This window comes from Burkholderia metallica (assembly GCF_001718555.1).
Lineage (GTDB): Bacteria > Pseudomonadota > Gammaproteobacteria > Burkholderiales > Burkholderiaceae > Burkholderia > Burkholderia metallica.
This window is the reverse complement of the sequence record NZ_CP013402.1, coordinates 793,527-811,143: the sequence shown is the minus strand read 5'-3', so window position 1 is coordinate 811,143 and position 17,617 is coordinate 793,527. Positions and strand designations below refer to the sequence as shown.

The window sequence follows — 17,617 nt, the reverse complement described above, 5'->3', positions numbered from 1 at the left end:
TCGAGCAGGGCACCGTCCTGTGAAGACGGCATGGATGCGGGCGGCTCGAAACCGACCGCTGGGACCGGAGGCCCCTTTGACGTGGCGAAACGGATGCATGCGCAACGAAGTGCGAAATGGCATCACGTTGCGCACGAGATCATGCGTTTTGTGATGAAGTTGGGGCGAGTATAGAACAATCGATGGATCGCGTCTACCGTGGGGAGCGATCGCGGCGATGCGTTGCCGGTCAAGCGGTGATCGCGAAGCGGATCGCACCGGCATGCCGAGGAAAATGATTCGATGTGCGAATCATAAGATAACGCTGTGGTCTGGATACCGATGATCCGGCCGATCTGGCTGCATGCGTCGTCGAAGCGCTAGCGCGTCCGGTTCATGCGTCGCCCGCCGCGTCCGCGCGCGGCGTCCTGCCGGTCCAGCGCCGGTACGCGTGACGGAAGCTGCGCGGCTCGCTGTAGCCGAGCCGTTCGGCGATCGCGGCGACCGTCAGCGTGGGGTCGTCGAGCAGGCGCACGGCTTCGTCGCGGCGCACGTCGTCGAGCAGCGACTGAAACGTGATGCCGTCCTTGTCGAGCCGCCTGCGCAGCGTGCGTTCCGTCAGATGCAGTGCGCGCGCGAGCGACGTCATCGACTTGAAACGCGTGAGGTCGCGCGCCATCAGTTCCTTCGCGCGGTCGGCGAAGCGCGTGCCGACCGACGCGGCCCACTGCCGTTCGAGCACCTCGCACTGGCCGTGCAGCGCGTTGAAGCTGACTTCGTTCGCGAGGCGCGGCGCTTCCGTGCCGTTCACGGACGTGAACACGAGACGGTTGTCGCCCGCGTTGAACACGACCGGGCAGCCGAAGTGGCTGGCGTAGTCGGCCGCGTTGCGCGGCGTGCGGCGGGCGAGCTGCAACTGCGCGGGCCACACCGGCTTGCCGACGAGGTCGGACACGATGAGCCGCAGGCTCGACAGGCACATGTCGACCTGGAACACCTCGAGGTCGGGCTCGCCGTTGTAGCGGCTGATGGTCACGCTCATGCCGCCTTCGTGCGCGTCGACGCGCACGTCGAAATACAGCCCCATGAACAGCGGAAACTGGCTCATGCACCGGAATGCCTGCAGCACGGAGCTGCTGATCAGCATCGCGTAGCCGGCGAGGCCGAGCGTCGACACGTGCAGCCGCGCGCCGATCGACAGCCCGATCGACGGCACGCCGCTGCACCGCAGCAGGTTGCGAAAGCAACGCTGCTCCTGGCCGCGATTCACGTGCAGGTTCGGCGACGCGACTTCGTCCGCGCCGAGTCCCGTGCCTTCGAGCAGCGCGGCGCTGTCGATATGCCGCACGCGGCACTCGTCGAGCGCGACCGCGATCGCGTGGACGGTGGCGGGAATGTCCTCCTGGCGCCCGGCCGGACGCGCGAGGCCGAGCGACGAACGCAGGCGGCGTTCGGCGCGGCTCTGGTCTGGATGGGCGCGGCGGTTCATGGTGCTGGCGGGGCGATGGGGGCGCGTAGAACATAGCCGGAATGTCCGGAAAACGCCAGTGCCGCACAGCACCATGCATGACTTGCCGGCGCGACGCGCGGCGACATGTCCGGAAATATCCCTCCATTACGTCCGCTTTTCTCATTCGTGGCCGATTTTTTGGCGCACCACACTTTGTTCCACTCGTGCGCCGCCGGCCGCGCCGGGCGAACGAGTGTTGACGCCGTGAACGCCACCCACGTGAGGACAGCATGGACAACGACAGCCCGGGTCGATACGCATCGGCCGCCGCGACGAACGACTTCGGCGGGATGCACGCACGCCGCAAGCCGCACCTGCTCGGCCTCGCGACGCTGGTGATCTTCGGCCTCGCATACATGCTGCCGATGACGGTATTCACGACCTACGGCATCGTGACGAGCGAGACGAACGGGCACCTGACGGCCGCGTACGCGGTCACGCTGGTCGCGATGCTGTTTACCGCGCGCAGCTACGGCCACATGGCGCGGCTGATGCCGAGCGCCGGCTCCGCCTATACGTTCGCGAGCCGCAACTTCGGCACGTCGGCCGGCTTCATGGTCGGCTGGGCCTTGCTGATGGACTACCTGTTCATCCCGATGATCAGCTACCTCGCGATCGGCATCTACATGAAACAGATTTTCCCGATGGTGCCGGCCAGCGTGTGGATCGTCGGCAGCATCGCGCTGATCACCGGGCTGAACATCGTCGGCATCCGGCTCGTCAATCGCGTGAACCTGATCCTGATCGCGAGCCAGCTCGTGTTCATCGCGATCTTCGTCGTCGCATCGGCGCGGGTCGCGGCCGGCGAAGGGCTGTCGATGGCCGTTGCGCTGCCGTCGTCGGGCGATGCGCGCGCGATCTTCGCCGGCTCCGCGATCCTGTGCCTGTCGTTCCTCGGCTTCGATGCGGTCACCACGTTGTCGGAGGAAACGCGCGAGCCGAAGCGCACGGTGCCGCGCGCGATCCTGCTCTGCACGCTCGCGAGCGGCGCGCTGTTCATGCTGATCGCGTACGTCGGGCAGGTGGTGTTTCCCGACTGGCACGCGTTCAAGGATCTCGATTCGGCCAGCCTCGACCTGATGCGGCGCGTCGGCGGCGGCACGCTGGCGGCGTTTTTCGTCGCGGTGTACGTGGCCGGCTGCTTCGCGAGCGCGATGGCCGGGCAGGCGAGCGTGACGCGCGTGCTGTTCGCGATGGGCCGCGACCGCGTGCTGCCCGAATGCGTGTTCGGCCATCTGCATGCGCGGCTGCGCACGCCGTTGCGCGCGACGCTCGCGGTCGGCGTCGTGTCGCTGTCCGCACTGTTCATCACGCTCGATCTCGCGTCGACGATGATCAGCTTCGGCGCGCTCGTCGCGTTCGCGATCGTGAACCTGTGCGTGATGCGCAGCTATCTGGGCCGGCCCGAGCATCGCCGTTTCGCGGGCTGGATCACGTTCGGCGCGATGCCGGCGATCGGCTTTGCAATGAACGTGTGGCTGTGGTCGGGGCTGTCGCGCCAGACGTTCTACGTCGGCATCGGCTGGCTCGTGCTCGGCCTCTGCCAGCTCGTGTGGCTGACGCGCGGCTTCACGCGCCCGGCGCCGACGCTGTCGATGAATTGAATGACCGGTGGCCGGCCGCCGGCCGCCGGCTCTGAAACCCTGAAGGAGGAATCATCCATGAACGCTCTCGACGTCAATCTCGATGCGGACCTGCAGGCCATCGGCAAACGCCACCTGCTGATGCACTTCACGCACGCCGATGCGTATCGCGACCACGCACTGACCGTGTTCGACCGCGGCGAAGGCTGCTGGCTCGTCGATCGCAACGGCAAGCGTTACTTCGACGGGCTGGCCGGCTTGTATTGCGTGCAGGTCGGTTACAGCCACGGTGCGGAAATCGGCGACGCGATCCGCGAGCAGATGGTGCGGCTGCCGTTCGCGACCAACTGGGGTTACGGCCACGAGCCGGCGATCCGGCTCGCGCAGCAGCTCGCGGCGCTCGCGCCGGACGGCCTGAACCGCGTGTTCTTCACGTCGAGCGGCTCGGAGTCGAACGAAGCGGCGATCAAGCTGGTGCGCCAGTATCACCAGTCGCGCGGCGAGCCGCAGCGGCGCAAGTTCATCGCGCGGCGCGTCGCGTATCACGGCACGTCGTTCGGCGCACTCGCGCTGAACGGGATGACGAACTTCCGCAAGCACTTCGAGCCGCTGATGTCGGGCGTGCGGCATGTGGGCAACACGAAGCGCTACGGGCGCCCCGCAGGCGAGACGGAAGCGCAGTTCACGCGCCACCTGCTCGACGAGATCGAGTCGCTGATCGTTCAGGAAGGGCCGGACACCGTCGCCGCGATCGTCGTCGAGCCGCTGCAGAACGCGGGCGGCAGCCTGACGCCGCCGGCAGGGTATGCGGCCGGGCTGCGCGACATCTGCGACCGGCACGGCGTGCTGCTCGTTGCGGACGAAGTGATCTGCGGGTTCGGCCGGCTCGGCGAATACTTCGGGTCGGCGCGCTACGGGCTGAAGCCGGACATCATCACGTTCGCAAAGGGCATCGCGTCGGGCTACGTGCCGCTCGGCGGCGTGATCGCGAGCGATGCGGTCGTCGACACGGTGCTCGACGGCCCGCAGCAGATGTTCCTGCACGGCGCGACGTACGGCGGCCACCCGGTCGCGTGCACGGCCGCGCTCGCGAACCTCGCGATCATGGCGCGCGAAGGGGTGCTGGAGAACGTGCGCAATAACGAAGCGGTATTCCGCCAGGCGCTCGACGGGCTGCTCGAACTGCCGTGCGTGGGCGACGTGCGCGGCGACGGCTACCACTACTCGCTCGAACTCGTGACTGACAAGGCCGCGCGGCGCTGGGCGGCGGGCATCAGCGCGCAGGCGTTCGTGTCGACGCTGCTCGCGCCCGCGATCTTCGACGCGGGGCTGCTGTGCCGCGCCGGCGTCGATCATGAAGGCACGCCGATCTTGCAGTTCTCGCCGCCGCTCGTGATGTCGCGCGACGAGATCGTCTGGTTCGTCGCGCAGATCCGCGACATCCTCGTCGACACCTTCGCACGCGCGACGCGCTGAGCGCGACACCGGCATCCAACACCTCAGGAGCATTCGATGCGAACCTCGCAACAATCCTATATCGACGGCCAGTGGCTCGATCCGGCCGATGCGCGGGCGATCGACGTGATCGACCCGGCCACCGCGCGGCCGTATGCGCAGCTCAGGATCGGCGGTGCGGCCGATGCCGACCAGGCGGTCGGCGCGGCGAAGCGGGCATTCGACATGTATGCGCGCTGGCCGGTGGCCGAGCGCGTCGCGCTGCTGCGGCGCGTGCTCGCAATCTACCAGCGCCGCTACGAGGAGGTCGCGCAGGCGATCAGCCAGGAGATGGGCGCGCCGATCGCGTTCGCGCGCGCGATGCAGGCCGCGGTCGGCACCGCGCATCTCGAACAGACGATCCGCGCGCTGCAGTCGTTCCGCTTCAGTACGCAGACCGATTCGCTGCTGGTGTCGCACGAACCGATCGGCGTGTGTGCGCTGATCACGCCGTGGAACTGGCCGATCAACCAGATCGTGTGCAAGGTCGCGCCGGCGCTCGCGGCCGGCTGCACGATGGTGCTCAAGCCGAGCGAGATCGCGCCGTTCAGCGCGATCCTGTTCGCGGAGATCCTGCACGAAGCCGGCGTGCCGCCCGGCGTGTTCAACCTCGTGCACGGCTACGGGCATGAAGTGGGCGACGCGCTGTCGCGGCATCCGGACGTCGACATGGTGTCGTTCACCGGGTCGACGCGCGCGGGTGTCGAAGTCGCGAAGGCGGCCGCCGATACGGTGAAGCGCGTCCACCAGGAACTCGGCAGCAAGAGCCCGAACCTGATCCTGCCCGATGCCGACATCGACGATGCGGTCACGCGCGGCGTGCGCAGCTGTTTCAGCAACAGCGGCCAGTCGTGCAATGCGCCGACGCGCATGCTCGTGCACGTCGACCATCTCGCGCAGGCGGAGCAGGCCGCGCGGCGGGAGGCGGAACGCACGGTCGTCGGCGATCCGCGTTCGACGGAAACCGGTATCGGGCCGGTGGTCAGCCGCACGCAGTTCGATCGCATCCAGCACTTCATCCGGCTCGGGATCGAAGAGGGCGCGACACTCGTCGCCGGCGGCCCCGGGCGGCCGGACGGGCTCGGCGACGGCTTCTACGTGCGGCCGACGGTCTTCTCGAACGTCACGCCGGACATGACGATCGCGCGCGAGGAGATCTTCGGGCCGGTGCTCGCGATCATGACGTACCGAACCGAGGACGAGGCCGTCGCGCTCGCGAACGATTCGGTCTACGGGCTCGCGGCGTACGTGCAGTCGAAGGATGTCGAGCGTGCGCGCAGGGTGGCGGCGCGGCTGCGGGTCGGTAACGTCCACATCAACTACCCGCCGTGGAATCCGGCCGCGCCGTTCGGCGGCTACAAGCGCTCGGGCAACGGCCGCGAGTACGCGGAGTTCGGCCTCGTCGAATATCTGGAGACGAAGGGCACGACGGGGTACGCTTGAGCGACGCGCGGATGCGCCTGCCCGGCGACGGCGTGCTGCGGCGCGCCGCGCGCCTTTCACCGATGGATCGATGGATCGCCTGAACGATTGAGAGGAATGCGACGATGCGGACGACGAAGACGACCGAGGGCATGCACGATGCGGCGGCGCTCGCGAAGGGGCGTGCGCGATGAAGATCCTGATCGCGCGGATGAACCACGAGACCAACACGTTCTCGCCGGTGCCGACACCGCTTGCCGCGTTTGGCCGCAACGGCCCCGACTGGGGCGACGACGCGTATCGCACGAATCGCGGAATGCGCACCGCGATGGCCGCGTTTCTCGACGCGGCCGCGCGCGAAGGCGCCGCGATCGTGACGCCCGTGTCGGCGGCCGCGAATCCGAGCGGGCCCGTCGCGGCGGACGCGTATGCGGCGATCTGCGATGCGATCGTCGCGGCCGCGCCCGGCTGCGACGCGGTGATGCTCGACCTGCACGGCGCGATGGTCGCCGAGGCGAGCGCGGACGGCGAGGGCGACCTGCTCGAGCGCGTGCGCGCGGCGCTGCCCGATGCGCCGATCGCGGTCGCACTCGACCTGCACGCGAACGTCACGCAGAAGATGATCGATCACGCGGACGTGATCGTCAGTTTCAAGGCCTATCCGCACGTCGACATGTACGAAACGGGCGAGCACGCGGCGCGCGTGCTGCTCGACCGGCTGCACGGCCGCGCGCGGCCGGTGCTCGCGTGGAGGCAGCCGCCGTTGATGACGTCGACGCTGCGCAGCGCGAGCGCGGAAGGCGCGATGCGGCGCGCGGTGGAGGCCGCGCGCGCGGCCGAGGCCGACGGGATGCTCGCAGTATCGGTGCTGCCCGGCTTCTCGCTCGCGGACATTCCGGCGCCGTGCATCAGCGTGGTCGTGGTGGCCGATGGCGACCGCGCCGCGGCCGACGCGGTGGCCGAGCGCATCGCGCGGCAGATCTGGGACGAACGTGACGCATTCGTCTATCGCAGCGCGCCGCTCGGCGAATCGGTCGCGCAGGCCGCGACGCTCGCGCGCGGCGCGGATCGTCCCGTGCTGATGCTCGATCACGGCGACAACTGCATGTCGGGCGGCCCGTGCGACACGATGGATCTGCTCGAGGCGGCGCTTGCGCACGGGCTCGACGGGATCGTCAGCGGGCCGCTGTGCGACCCGCAAGCGGTCGCGGCGCTGATCGACGCGGGCGTCGGCGCGAGCGTCACGCTACCGGTCGGCAACCGCATGCCGTCGCACGGCGGCGTGCGGCGCGAGCCGTTTCGCGCGACCGGCATCGTGCGTGCGCTCACCGACGGCGAATATGTGATCACGGGGCCGACCTACACTGGCCAGCGCGCATACATGGGCCGCACGGCCGTGCTCGATATCGGCGCGGCCACGCTGGTCGTCACCGAGCGCACGCAGGAGCCGTGGGATCTCGGCGTGTTCGAGAGCGTCGGCGTCGATCCGCGCCGCGCGCGCTTCCTGCTGCTGAAGTCGCGGATGTATTGTCGGCCGGTGTTCGTGCCGATCGCGGCCGCGCTGGTCGAATGCGACAGCCGCGGCGTGACGGGGTCGGACTACGGGCTGTTCCGCTACGAGCGGCTCGCGCGGCCCGTCTATCCGCTCGACGACGTCGGCGAGTGGCCGTGCGGCGCGCACCGGAACGATTGACGGAAAGGAACCGGGAGAAGGATGCCGGATTCGCCGGCTTTCGGGCATCATGCGATGGCATCGACCCGTCGGGCAGCAGGGTCGAGCCATCCATTGCGTCCGCAACCAATCCGGAGAAAACGACCGCCATGCATTCGAACCCTTTCCGTGCGCGCAGCGCGCGCCTGCTCGCCGCGCTGACCCTCGCCACGACCGCCGTTGCCGCGCATGCCGCCGACTGGATCGTGTCCGGCAACGACGGCAAATACCAGCGCGTCGAGGGCCGCGACACCTTTCCGGCATCGCCGCCGGCCGACACGCTGACGCTGCTCGACGCCAGCACGTTCCCGCCGAAGGTCGCGCTGCAGGTCGACGTCGAGAACGGAATCCAGGGGCCGCCGCAGGCCGTCGCGATCACGCCCGACGCGAAGCTCGCGCTCGTCGGCGCGCCGACGCGCTACGACACGGCCGCGAAGCAGCTCGTGTTCGACACGTTCCTGCAGGTCGTGAGCCTCGACACGGCGCCGCCCGCGATCGCGCGCATCGAGCTCGGCACGCATCCGCAAGGCATTGCGATCGACCGCTCGGGCACGCTCGCGCTGGTCGCGAACGTCGACGGCAGCGTGTCGATCCTGCGCATCGACGGCACGCACGTGACGCTCGACGGCAGCCTGAAGATCGGCAAGAAGCGGCTGGCCGGGATCAGCTTCACGCATGACGGCAAGCACGCGCTCGTGTCGCTGCGCGACGAGCAGGGCGTCGCGGTGCTGAACGTCGACGACGGCAAGGTGACCGACAGCGGCGCGCGCCTGAGCACGGGCGTCGCGCCTTACACGATCGACGTGTCGAGCGACAACCGCTGGGCCGTCGTCAGCAACGTCGGGCTCGCGGGGTTGCCGGGCTATACGGGCACGCTCGCGGGCGATGCCGATTCGGTCGCGCTGATCGACGTGTCGCGCGTGCCGTTCCGCACGGTCCAGTACCTGACGGTGCCGTCGCTGCCGGAAGGCGTCGCGATCTCGCCCGACGGGAAGTGGATCGCGGTGCAGGCGATGGACGGTTCGAACCTGACGGCCGACAACCCGGGCCGCCGCAAGCTCGGCAAGGTGCTGCTGTTCGAGATCCGCAACGGGCAGGCCGTGAAGGTGAGCGAGGTGCCCGGCGGCGAAGCCGCGCAGGGCATCGTGTTTACCGCCGACAGCCGGCACGTGATCGTGCAGTTCAACGTCGAGCGACAGCTCGCGCTCTATGCGGTGGACGGCGGCAAGCTGCGCGATACGGGCAAGCGGATCGCGCTGACGGGCGGGCCTTCGTCGTTGCGGACGTTGCCGCGCTGACGCGTCCCCGGTCAGTCCCGTTCCTCCCGCTTCATGCGGCGCCCGGATTCGCCGGGCGCCCGTGCCTGTCTTGTCCCGCGCGCCGCCGGTGCAGCGCAACAAATGGCGGAGAAATGTAGTCAAAGCCACTTAACCCCGAATTGTTTAGTTAAACAAACTGAAAATTCGGGAAACTTCGTGTGGTGAATAAACACGCGATGCGGCACTGTCAGCCCCTGGGAATGCAGGACATAACGATCCCGAACCAGGAGGCCTACGTTGAAACACCATGCACGCTGGATCGTGGCGGCCATGATGGTCGCGACAGGGACCGCGGGATGCGGCGGCGATTCGATGGACGGCACGCCGGCGCCGAGTGCCGCGGGCGCGGTGTCGACGAGCCCGTCGACGCAACCGCAGGCCACCGCGCCGGCCGCCCCCGACGTGCCGGCCGCTTCCGCCGTCGCCGCCGACCTGAAGCTGACGCAATACGTCGATCCGCTGATCGGCTCCGACCAGGTGCCGCCCCTCGTCCCCGATATCGCGAACACGGAATCGCCGCCTGAAGACATGCTCGGCGGTTTCACGACACCGGCCGCGACGCTGCCGTCCGGGATGGTCCAGTGGGGGCCGGACACGCCGTCCGTGCCGAACACGTGGAGCCCGCCCGGCTATCACTACAGCCAGACCCGCATCACGGGTTTCAGTCTCACGCACCTGAGCGGCGTGGGTTGCAGCGCAGGCGGCGCGCTGCCGGTGTTTCCGACCGTCGCGGGGCAGCCGGCCCCCGCCGCGTTCAAGCACGCGAACGAAACGGCGCGGCCCGGCTATTACGGCGTGACGTTCGACAACGGCATCCGCACCGAACTGAGCGCCACGCTGCGGACGGGCGCCGCGCGTTTCGTGTGGCCGGCCGGGCAGCGCGGGCAACTGAACGTCGCGGCGAAGACCAATGCATCGTCGTGGGGCGGCACGATCGCGCAGGACCCGAACGACCCGCAAGCGCTGTCGGGGTCGATGACGGGCGGCGGCTTCTGCAGCAGCGGGCAGACGTACAAGCTCTACTTCTACGCACGCGTCGATCGGCCGTTTACCGCGAAGCTCGGCAGCGGCAGTGCGCAGCTGACGTTCGCGGCATCGTCCGGCGCGCCGTCGACGGTGAACATGAAGGTCGGGATTTCGTACGTCAGCGTCCAGAACGCGAAGGCGAACCTCGACGCCGAGAGCGGCACGCAGACCTTCGACCAGCTCGCCGCGCAGGCCGACGCGACCTGGAACGGCGCGCTCAATGCGATCCAGGTAACGGGCGGCAGCGCCGCCAACCTGAAGAAGTTCTACACCGCGCTGTATCACGTGCTGCTTGCGCCGAGCGTGTTCAGCGACGTGAACGGCGATTACCCGACGATGGGCGGGAAGACCGCGAATGCGGGCAAGGACCGCATCCACTACACGACGTTCTCGAGCTGGGACACCTACCGGTCGCTGATGCCGCTGATCGCATGGCTGAAGCCGGCCGCCGCGAGCGACATGATGCAGTCGCTCGTCGACGACGCCGGGACCTGCGGCGGCGCGTTCCCGAAATGGGTCGAAGGCAATACGAGCAGCGACGTGATGCCGGGCGACAACGTGCCGATCCTCGTCGCGCAGAGCTATCTTTACGGCGCGACGGGTTTCGATGCGAAGAAGGCGCTGTCGATCATGCTCGATACCGCGTCGGGTGCCGTCACCGCGTGCAGGGGCGTCACGGCGCTGCCGGGGCTCGCCGAGTACCGGAAGTACGGCTACCTGCCGGCCGATGCGTCGATCCGGGTCGACAGCAGCCACAGCGGCGGCACGGCGTCGACGACGCTCGAATACGCGGCGACCGACTACGCGATCTCGCGCTTCGCGCAGGCGCTCGGCGACACGGGCAACGCGGCGACGCTGCTCGCGCGCTCGGCGAACTGGAAGAACGTGATCGATCCGGCCGCGCCGGGCAGCAACGGCGCGACGCTGCCGCGCCTGTCCGATCGCAACCGCGACGGCAGCTGGGTCGCGAATGCGTTCGACGAGATCGAGGGGAACGTCGAGCAGTACACGTGGATGGTGCCGTTCGACATTCCGGGGCTGATGGGCGTGCTCGGCGGCGACGCGGCGGTCGTCGCGCGGCTCGACACGTTCAACACGTACCTGAACGCCGGCTCGAAGAGCCCGCATCTGTGGATCGGCAACGAGCCTGCGTTCGCGACCCCGTGGCTCTACAACTGGACGAGCCGCCCCGACAAGACGCAGGCGCTCGTGCGCCGGATCCTCGACGAACAGTTCACGACGGCCGCGTCCGGCCTGCCGGGCAACGACGACGAAGGCGCGACGTCGGGCTGGTTCGTCTGGGCCGCGCTCGGCCTGTACCCGGAAATTCCGGCGGTGCCCGGCTTCACGCTGACGAGCCCGCTGTTCGCGCATGCGGCGATCCGGCTCGGCAACGGCAAGACGCTCACGATCGAAACCGACAACCCGGGGGCGGTCTACGTGCAGCGCGCGACGCTGAACGGCGCCGCGCTGGCGAGTACCTGGGTCGATTTCGCGCAGGTTGCCAGCGGCGGTGCGATTGCGTTCGGGCTGGGCGATGCGCCGGCTGCGTGGGGGAGGTTGCCGGCCGCGCGATAGCGCGTGCGGGAGGCAGGCGGCGATCGCCGGCGGGTCGTCGAGGCAGCGGCCGGCGCCGGGGTTCAAAAAAGGAAGTCGGCGCGACGCCGGTTGGGGGGACCTCCCGCCGTCGCGCGATGCGGCACCGGTGTGTCGCGCAGGGCCGCGAGCCTGGCGGCGCGTCGGAACATCGTCGACGCCGGGATACGCATTTTAATTAATGGTGCTAAACGAAAATGAAAAATCCACGACTCTTGATCGTCGCTGCACTGGCCTGTGCAGCGCTCGCCGCGTGCGGCGGCGACGACGTGAACGGCAGCAGCGGTGCGTCGCCGTCGACATCGACCGGGCAAACCGGCGGGGGCGGCAGTCCGGCCGGCAATACCGGCGGCGGCTCGACCAGCCCGACCCCTCCGGTCGACCCGACACCGCGACCCACGATGCAGCTGACGCAGTTCGTCAACCCGCTGATCGGCACGCAGGTCAATTCGGACTCGGGCTACGCGGGCAACGTGAACCCGGGCGCGACGGTGCCGTTCGGCATGGTGAATTTCGGGCCGAACACGCCGCGCTACGACTTCAACGGCTCTGGCGGCTACCTGTCGTCGCGCGGCGCGTCGAGCGGCACGATCGACTTCTTCAGCGTCACGCACCTGAGCGGCGTGGGCTGTCCGGGGCAGGGCGCCGTCGCGATGCTGCCGAGCGACGGCGCGAACGCGATCGCGCCGAACGGCTCGCCGGCCGGCGTGGACTACAACTATTCCGATGAAACGGCGCAGCCCGGCTACTACAAGGTCCGTCTCGCGAACGGGATCGTCACGGAGCTGAGCGCGACCGCGCGCTCCGGTCTCGCACGCTTTACCTACACGGACAAGGACAAGGGCTTCTTTTCGATCGACGCGAAGCTGAACGGCAACAGCGACTCGGGCAGCACGAGCATCACCGCGAACAACGTCGCGCTGCAGATCGCCGCAGACGGCAGGTCGATGAAGGGGCAAGCCGTCGCGCCGGGGTTCTGTACGCCGTACGGCACCATCTGGAACGCGCCCGTCTATTTCTACGCGACCTTCGACAAGCCGCTGCGCAAGCAGACGGGCACGTCGTCGGTGAATACCGCGAGCAACGGCGCGGCGACGCTGCAGTTCGACCTGACCGACGCGGACAAGCGCGTCACGGTGAGAGTCGGCATCTCGTCGGTCAGCACCGACAATGCGCAGGCCAACCTGCAGGCGGAAGGTGCCGCGCTGGCGTTCGACGATGCCCGCACGCGGGCAGCCGGGTTGTGGAACGACCGGCTCAACACGATCCAGATCGACGACGCGGGCAATCCCGCATCGCTGAACCCGACGCAGAAGGCGAATCTCACGAAGTTCTACACCGCGCTGTATCACGTGTTCAGCGCGCCGACGCTCTACAGCGACGCGAACGGCGATTTCCGCAGCATGCGGCAGCCGCGCGGCGCGAACGGCAGCTATCCGACCTCGGTCGACCGTACCGGCACGATCCCGCCGCGGGCGAAGGCCAACGTCAAGGACTATGCATTCAGGCGTCCGGACGGTTCGCAAGGCGGCGCCGCGAATCACTACACGGGCTTTTCGCTGTGGGATACGTACCGGTCGCAGGCGCAGCTGATCGCGTTGCTCGCGCCGAAGGAGACGAGCGACATGATGCAGTCGCTCGTCGTCGACGGGCTGCAGTGCGGCGCGTTCCCGCACTGGGTCGACGGCAGCGACGATTCCACGCCGATGTCGGGCGACAACGCGCTGAACGTGATCGCGGGCGCGTACAAGTTCGGCGCGACCGATTTCGACCTGGTGTCGGCCGCGCGCCTGACGAAGCAGTCGGTGTTCGATCCGTCGAGCGCGTGCAACGACCGTCCGAGCGCGCCGGGGCTCGTCAAGTTCCTGACGGCCCACTATCTGTCGCAGAGCGACGACGGCCACTCGTCGTCCGCGACGATCGAGCGCGTGCTGAGCGACCGCTCGGCGGCCGCGTTCCTGCAGGCGCTGCCTGCCGGCGTGCTGAATGCGCCGTCGGTCGGCGTGAGCGCGGACAACATTGCCACGCTGTACACGCGGGCCGGCTGGTGGCGCAACATCTTCGACTACACGAACCAGGTGATCGCCGCGCGCAATGCGCCGCCGGCCGGTGCGGCGCCCGGTACGCTGGGCACGCTCGTACAGGGGGCGTTCCACGAGTCGACGGAGCCGAACTACTTCTGGAGCTTCGCGCAGGACTGGACCGCGCTGATCGACGCGATCGGCGGCAAGCAGGCGGCCGTCACGCGGCTGAACAAGCTGTTCGCGATCACGACGCCGTTCTCGACGGTGCCGGCCTCGGGCAGCCTGAACGGCGGCGAATCGTCGAGCGGCCTGTACATCGGCAACGAACCGTCGTTCCAGTCGCCGTGGGGCTACAACTGGGCCGGGCAGCCGAGCGGCGCGCAGTACATCCTGCCGATCATCATGGCGCAGGCCTTCACGACCGGCCGCGACGGCCTGCCGGGCAACGACGACATGGGCGCGACGTCGAGCTGGTACGTGTGGGCGACGCTCGGCATGTTCCCGGTGATTCCTTCCGAAGCGGGTGTGGCGTTGTCCACGCCGCAATTCAGCGGGATTACCGTCTGGCTCGGCAACGGCCATTCGCTGCGGCTCGAAAGCGACAAGCGGGTCGCCACGGACGACACGGGCCACGCCGCGTTCCCGTACATCCAGTCGCTGACGGTCAGCGGCGCCGACTACGCGGGTTCGTGGCTGCCGCTCGCCAAGATCGCCAACGGCGGGACGATGCGCTACGCGCTGTCCGCGACGCCGACGCAATGGGCGGCTGCCGACAACCTGACGCCGCCGTCCGGGCCGAACGCGGACTACACGCAGATGACGGCCGGCGGCGCGTCCGCCGCGACCCGCATGCGCGAGGCCGGCGTGCGATGACCGCGACCGGGCGCGCGCGGTTGACAGCCGCACCGCATGCGCGCCCGTTCCGGTGACGACGACACAATCTGGGAGACGACACCATGACCTCGAAGGAACGCCGCAAATTCCTGTCGTATGGCGCCGCGCTGGTCGGCACGAGCTGGCTCGCCGGCTGCAACGGCGACGTCGATTCGACGTCGGGCGCACCGGGCACACCAGGCGCACCGGGCCCCGACGGCCCGGCCACGGTCACGCCCACCGTCCCGGGCGTGCCGCCCGATCCGGAGCACGGCCTGCTGGCCTCGCAGCGGCTCACGAAGAACTGGATGTTCGCGTCGGCGGGGAGCCTGCCGGGCGCGAGCGGCGCGCAACTGTCGAGCGCGGGCGACGTGGCGGGCATGGCGCCGGCGACGGTGCCCGGCACCGTGCTGAACAGCATGATCGTCAACGGCAAGTACCCCGATCCGTTCTACGGCCGCATCGTCACCGATACCATTCCCGACACGCTGAAGGACACCGACTACTGGTACCGGACGACTTTCGCGGCGCCGGCGCGGCAGCCGGGGCAGCGGCTGTGGCTGAACTTCGACGGGATCAACTATTGCGCGGAGATCTGGCTGAACGGCGCGCTCGTCGGCCGGCTCGAAGGGGCGTTCAGGCAGCGCGCATTCGACATCTCACGGCTGGTGCCGCAGGCGGGCGGCGCGGTGAATCTCGCGGTGCGCGTCGTCAAGCTGGATTTCTCGGAAGGGCCGCTGCTGCCGAACTACCGGAGCGGCGTCACGCGCGGCGGCCGCAACGGCGGGCCGACCGGCGTCACGCTGAAGAACGGCCCGACGTTCTTCTGTTCGGCCGGCTGGGACTGGCTGCCGACGATCCCCGACCGCAACCTCGGTATCTGGCAACCCGTGTCGTGGTTCACGACCGGCGCGGTGCGCATCGCGGCATGCCATGTCGCGCACACGCTGTCCGCCGATCTGGCGCGTGCGGAGCTGCGGCTCGACCTCGAACTGGACAACGGCTCGGGCGTCGATCTCGTCGCGACGCTCGTCGGCACGATCGGCAACGGCGCGCCGTTCAGCCACGACATCGCAATTCCGGCATCGGCCACCTCGACGAAGGTGTCGCTCACGTCGTCGGACATCGCGGCGCTGTCGATCGGGCAGCCGAGCCTGTGGTGGCCGAACGGGTATGGCGATCCGCATCTCTACGCGGTGACGGTGGGCGTCAAGGTAGGGCGCTTGCTCTCCGACGAGCGCACGCTGAACATCGGGCTGCGCCGCATCGACTATTCGCGCGACATCGGCATGGGCAAGCAGTTGAGCATCACGGTCAATGGCCTGCCGATTCTCGTGATGGGCGGCAACTGGGGGCTCGACGAAGCGTTGAAGCGCATTCCGCGCGAACGGCTGTTCAACCAGGTGCGGCTGCATCGCGACGCGAACCTGAACCTGATTCGCAACTGGAACGGGCAGAGCACGAGCGACGATTTCTTCGATGCGTGCGACCGCTACGGGATTCTCGTCTGGCAGGACTTCTTCTTCTCGACCGAAGGCGACGGGTCGGGCGCGGCCGACGTGCCGCGCGATCTCGACAACATTCGCGACGTGATCGCGCGCCACCGTCATCGTCCGTCGATCCTGCTCTGGTGCGGCGGCAACGAGGGTTCGCCGCCGCCGGCGCTCGTCAAGGGGCTCGACGCGCTCGTCGCCGAGCTGGACCCGCAGCGCCTGTGCCTGACGAGTTCGGCAGGCGACACCGGCGCGGGCGCGGTGAACGGCTATTCGTCCGGCGGTCCGTACAGCTGGGCCGCGCCGCGGGATGCGTTCACGCGCGGCTACGGCACGACGCAGGTCGCGTTCCACAACGAAGTCGGCTCGCACTCGATCCCGACGCTCGAATTCGTCGAAGCGATGCTGCCGCCCGGCTCGTACGAATGCCCGGACGATTTCTGGGCCGACCGCGACATGAACGGCAACGGCGCGGGCTACTGGCAATACGGGATCGGGGCAAGCGGCGGCGCCGGCTATCTCGCGGTGACCGCGCTGCGCTACGGCGCGATCCGCAATCTCGCGGATTTCGTGCGCAAGGCGCAGATGATGAACTACGAATGCATCCGCGCGATCTACGAAGCGAATGCGGCCGTGATGATCGGGCCGGCCGCCGGCAGGATCAAGTCGCCGGCCACCGGCGTGATCATGTGGATGACGAACCCCGCGCAGCCGAGCTTCGTATGGCAGATGTACAGCCACGACCTCGACGCGCATTCGTCGTTCTTCGCGGTGCAGCACGGCTGCCGCCGCGTCAACGCGATTCTCGATGCGAGCACGGCCGACGTGACGATCGCGAATCACACGGGCGCGGCCGTTACCGGCCGTGTCGAGATGCGCGTGTACAACCTCGACGGCACGCTGAGCAGCCGGGCCACGGCCGATGTCGGCGGCGTCGCGAAGGCGTCGTATCGCGTGGTGGCGAACCTCGCATCGGCGCTGGCCGCCGCGAAGTCGGACGTGTGCATCGTCGCGCTCGCGCTGAGCGATGCGGGCGGCAAGACGCTCGCGGAGAACGTGTACTGGCGGCAGCGCGACGGCGGCGACACGTCGTACACGTCGCTCGACACGATGCCGGGCGCGGCCGTTTCCGTCAGTGCGACGTCGGCCGAGACCGACGACGTGACGACGCGCATCACGGTCGACGTGGCGAACGTCGGCGCCGCCGTCGCGCTGATGACGCACCTGCAGGTATTCGATCCGTCGACCGGTGCGCGCATCCTGCCCGTGTTCTACAGCGACAACTATCTGAACCTGGTGCCGGGCGCGAAGCGGCAGCTCACGATCGACGTGCCGCATGCGAGCGGCGCGCCGGTGTCGCGTGTCGCGCTGCGGATCGACGGATGGCGGCTCGATCGCCCGAACTGCCGGCTCGGGCTCGGCGGCGTGCCGGTCGTGTTCAACGAGCGTGCGCTGGCGGTCGATCCGGCGGTGCCGACGTTCGGCGCATGCGGAAGCTGACGCTGATGCGTGCGGGATGCCGCGCTGGCCGCGCAGCGCGTAGTGTGCCGGTGATGCGCCGCGTGCATGTGCGCGGCGCGCGTTGCA

9 protein-coding genes are annotated in these 17,617 nt (G+C 68.7%); 8 read left to right on the top strand and 1 reads right to left on the bottom strand.

All coding sequences use genetic code 11. The features are described 5' to 3' along the window. Nucleotides 1-373: 373 nt before the first annotated feature. Complete coding sequence (locus WJ16_RS19435) at nt 374-1,468, bottom strand: AraC family transcriptional regulator (protein ID WP_069258670.1); 1,095 nt, start codon at nt 1,466-1,468, stop codon at nt 374-376. A gap of 251 nt (nt 1,469-1,719) precedes the next feature. Between WJ16_RS19435 and WJ16_RS19430 the strand changes: the two genes are divergently transcribed. The 8 genes from WJ16_RS19430 to WJ16_RS19395 all read left to right on the top strand — a co-directional run bounded on the left by WJ16_RS19430 (nt 1,720) and on the right by WJ16_RS19395 (nt 17,530). Continuing rightward, complete coding sequence (locus WJ16_RS19430) at nt 1,720-3,093, top strand: APC family permease (RefSeq protein ID WP_069258669.1); 1,374 nt, start codon at nt 1,720-1,722, stop codon at nt 3,091-3,093. Between the two features lie 57 nt (nt 3,094-3,150). Then, nucleotides 3,151-4,548 (top strand): aspartate aminotransferase family protein, encoded by a 1,398-nt coding sequence (locus WJ16_RS19425; protein WP_069258668.1) that lies wholly within the window; start codon nt 3,151-3,153, stop codon nt 4,546-4,548. 36 nt (nt 4,549-4,584) lie between these two features. Then, on the top strand, nt 4,585-6,009 hold the full coding sequence (locus WJ16_RS19420) for an aldehyde dehydrogenase family protein (RefSeq protein WP_069258667.1): 1,425 nt from the start codon (nt 4,585-4,587) through the stop codon (nt 6,007-6,009). Between the two features lie 169 nt (nt 6,010-6,178). After that, complete coding sequence (locus WJ16_RS19415; protein WP_069258666.1) at nt 6,179-7,681, top strand: M81 family metallopeptidase; 1,503 nt, start codon at nt 6,179-6,181, stop codon at nt 7,679-7,681. Nucleotides 7,682-7,809: 128 nt separating this feature from the next. Further along, nucleotides 7,810-8,997 (top strand): YncE family protein, encoded by a 1,188-nt coding sequence (locus WJ16_RS19410; RefSeq protein ID WP_069258665.1) that lies wholly within the window; start codon nt 7,810-7,812, stop codon nt 8,995-8,997. 258 nt (nt 8,998-9,255) lie between these two features. Further along, complete coding sequence (locus WJ16_RS19405; RefSeq protein WP_157126823.1) at nt 9,256-11,622, top strand: GH92 family glycosyl hydrolase; 2,367 nt, start codon at nt 9,256-9,258, stop codon at nt 11,620-11,622. Nucleotides 11,623-11,837: 215 nt separating this feature from the next. Then, a complete protein-coding gene (locus WJ16_RS19400; protein ID WP_069258663.1) occupies nt 11,838-14,537 on the top strand; it encodes a GH92 family glycosyl hydrolase in 2,700 nt (899 codons plus the stop codon). An 83-nt stretch (nt 14,538-14,620) separates the two neighbouring features. Further along, a complete protein-coding gene (locus WJ16_RS19395) occupies nt 14,621-17,530 on the top strand; it encodes a glycoside hydrolase family 2 protein (protein WP_069258662.1) in 2,910 nt (969 codons plus the stop codon). Nucleotides 17,531-17,617 lie beyond the last annotated feature (87 nt).

What these genes read in the sequence shown, in the direction of transcription:
- WJ16_RS19435 (WP_069258670.1), bottom strand. Translation starts at nt 1,468, where the DNA reads ATGAACCGCCGCGCCCATCCAGACCAGAGCCGCGCCGAACGCCGCCTG.
- WJ16_RS19430 (WP_069258669.1), top strand. Translation starts at nt 1,720, where the DNA reads ATGGACAACGACAGCCCGGGTCGATACGCATCGGCCGCCGCGACGAAC.
- WJ16_RS19425 (WP_069258668.1), top strand. Translation starts at nt 3,151, where the DNA reads ATGAACGCTCTCGACGTCAATCTCGATGCGGACCTGCAGGCCATCGGC.
- WJ16_RS19420 (WP_069258667.1), top strand. Translation starts at nt 4,585, where the DNA reads ATGCGAACCTCGCAACAATCCTATATCGACGGCCAGTGGCTCGATCCG.
- WJ16_RS19415 (WP_069258666.1), top strand. Translation starts at nt 6,179, where the DNA reads ATGAAGATCCTGATCGCGCGGATGAACCACGAGACCAACACGTTCTCG.
- WJ16_RS19410 (WP_069258665.1), top strand. Translation starts at nt 7,810, where the DNA reads ATGCATTCGAACCCTTTCCGTGCGCGCAGCGCGCGCCTGCTCGCCGCG.
- WJ16_RS19400 (WP_069258663.1), top strand. Translation starts at nt 11,838, where the DNA reads ATGAAAAATCCACGACTCTTGATCGTCGCTGCACTGGCCTGTGCAGCG.
- WJ16_RS19395 (WP_069258662.1), top strand. Translation starts at nt 14,621, where the DNA reads ATGACCTCGAAGGAACGCCGCAAATTCCTGTCGTATGGCGCCGCGCTG.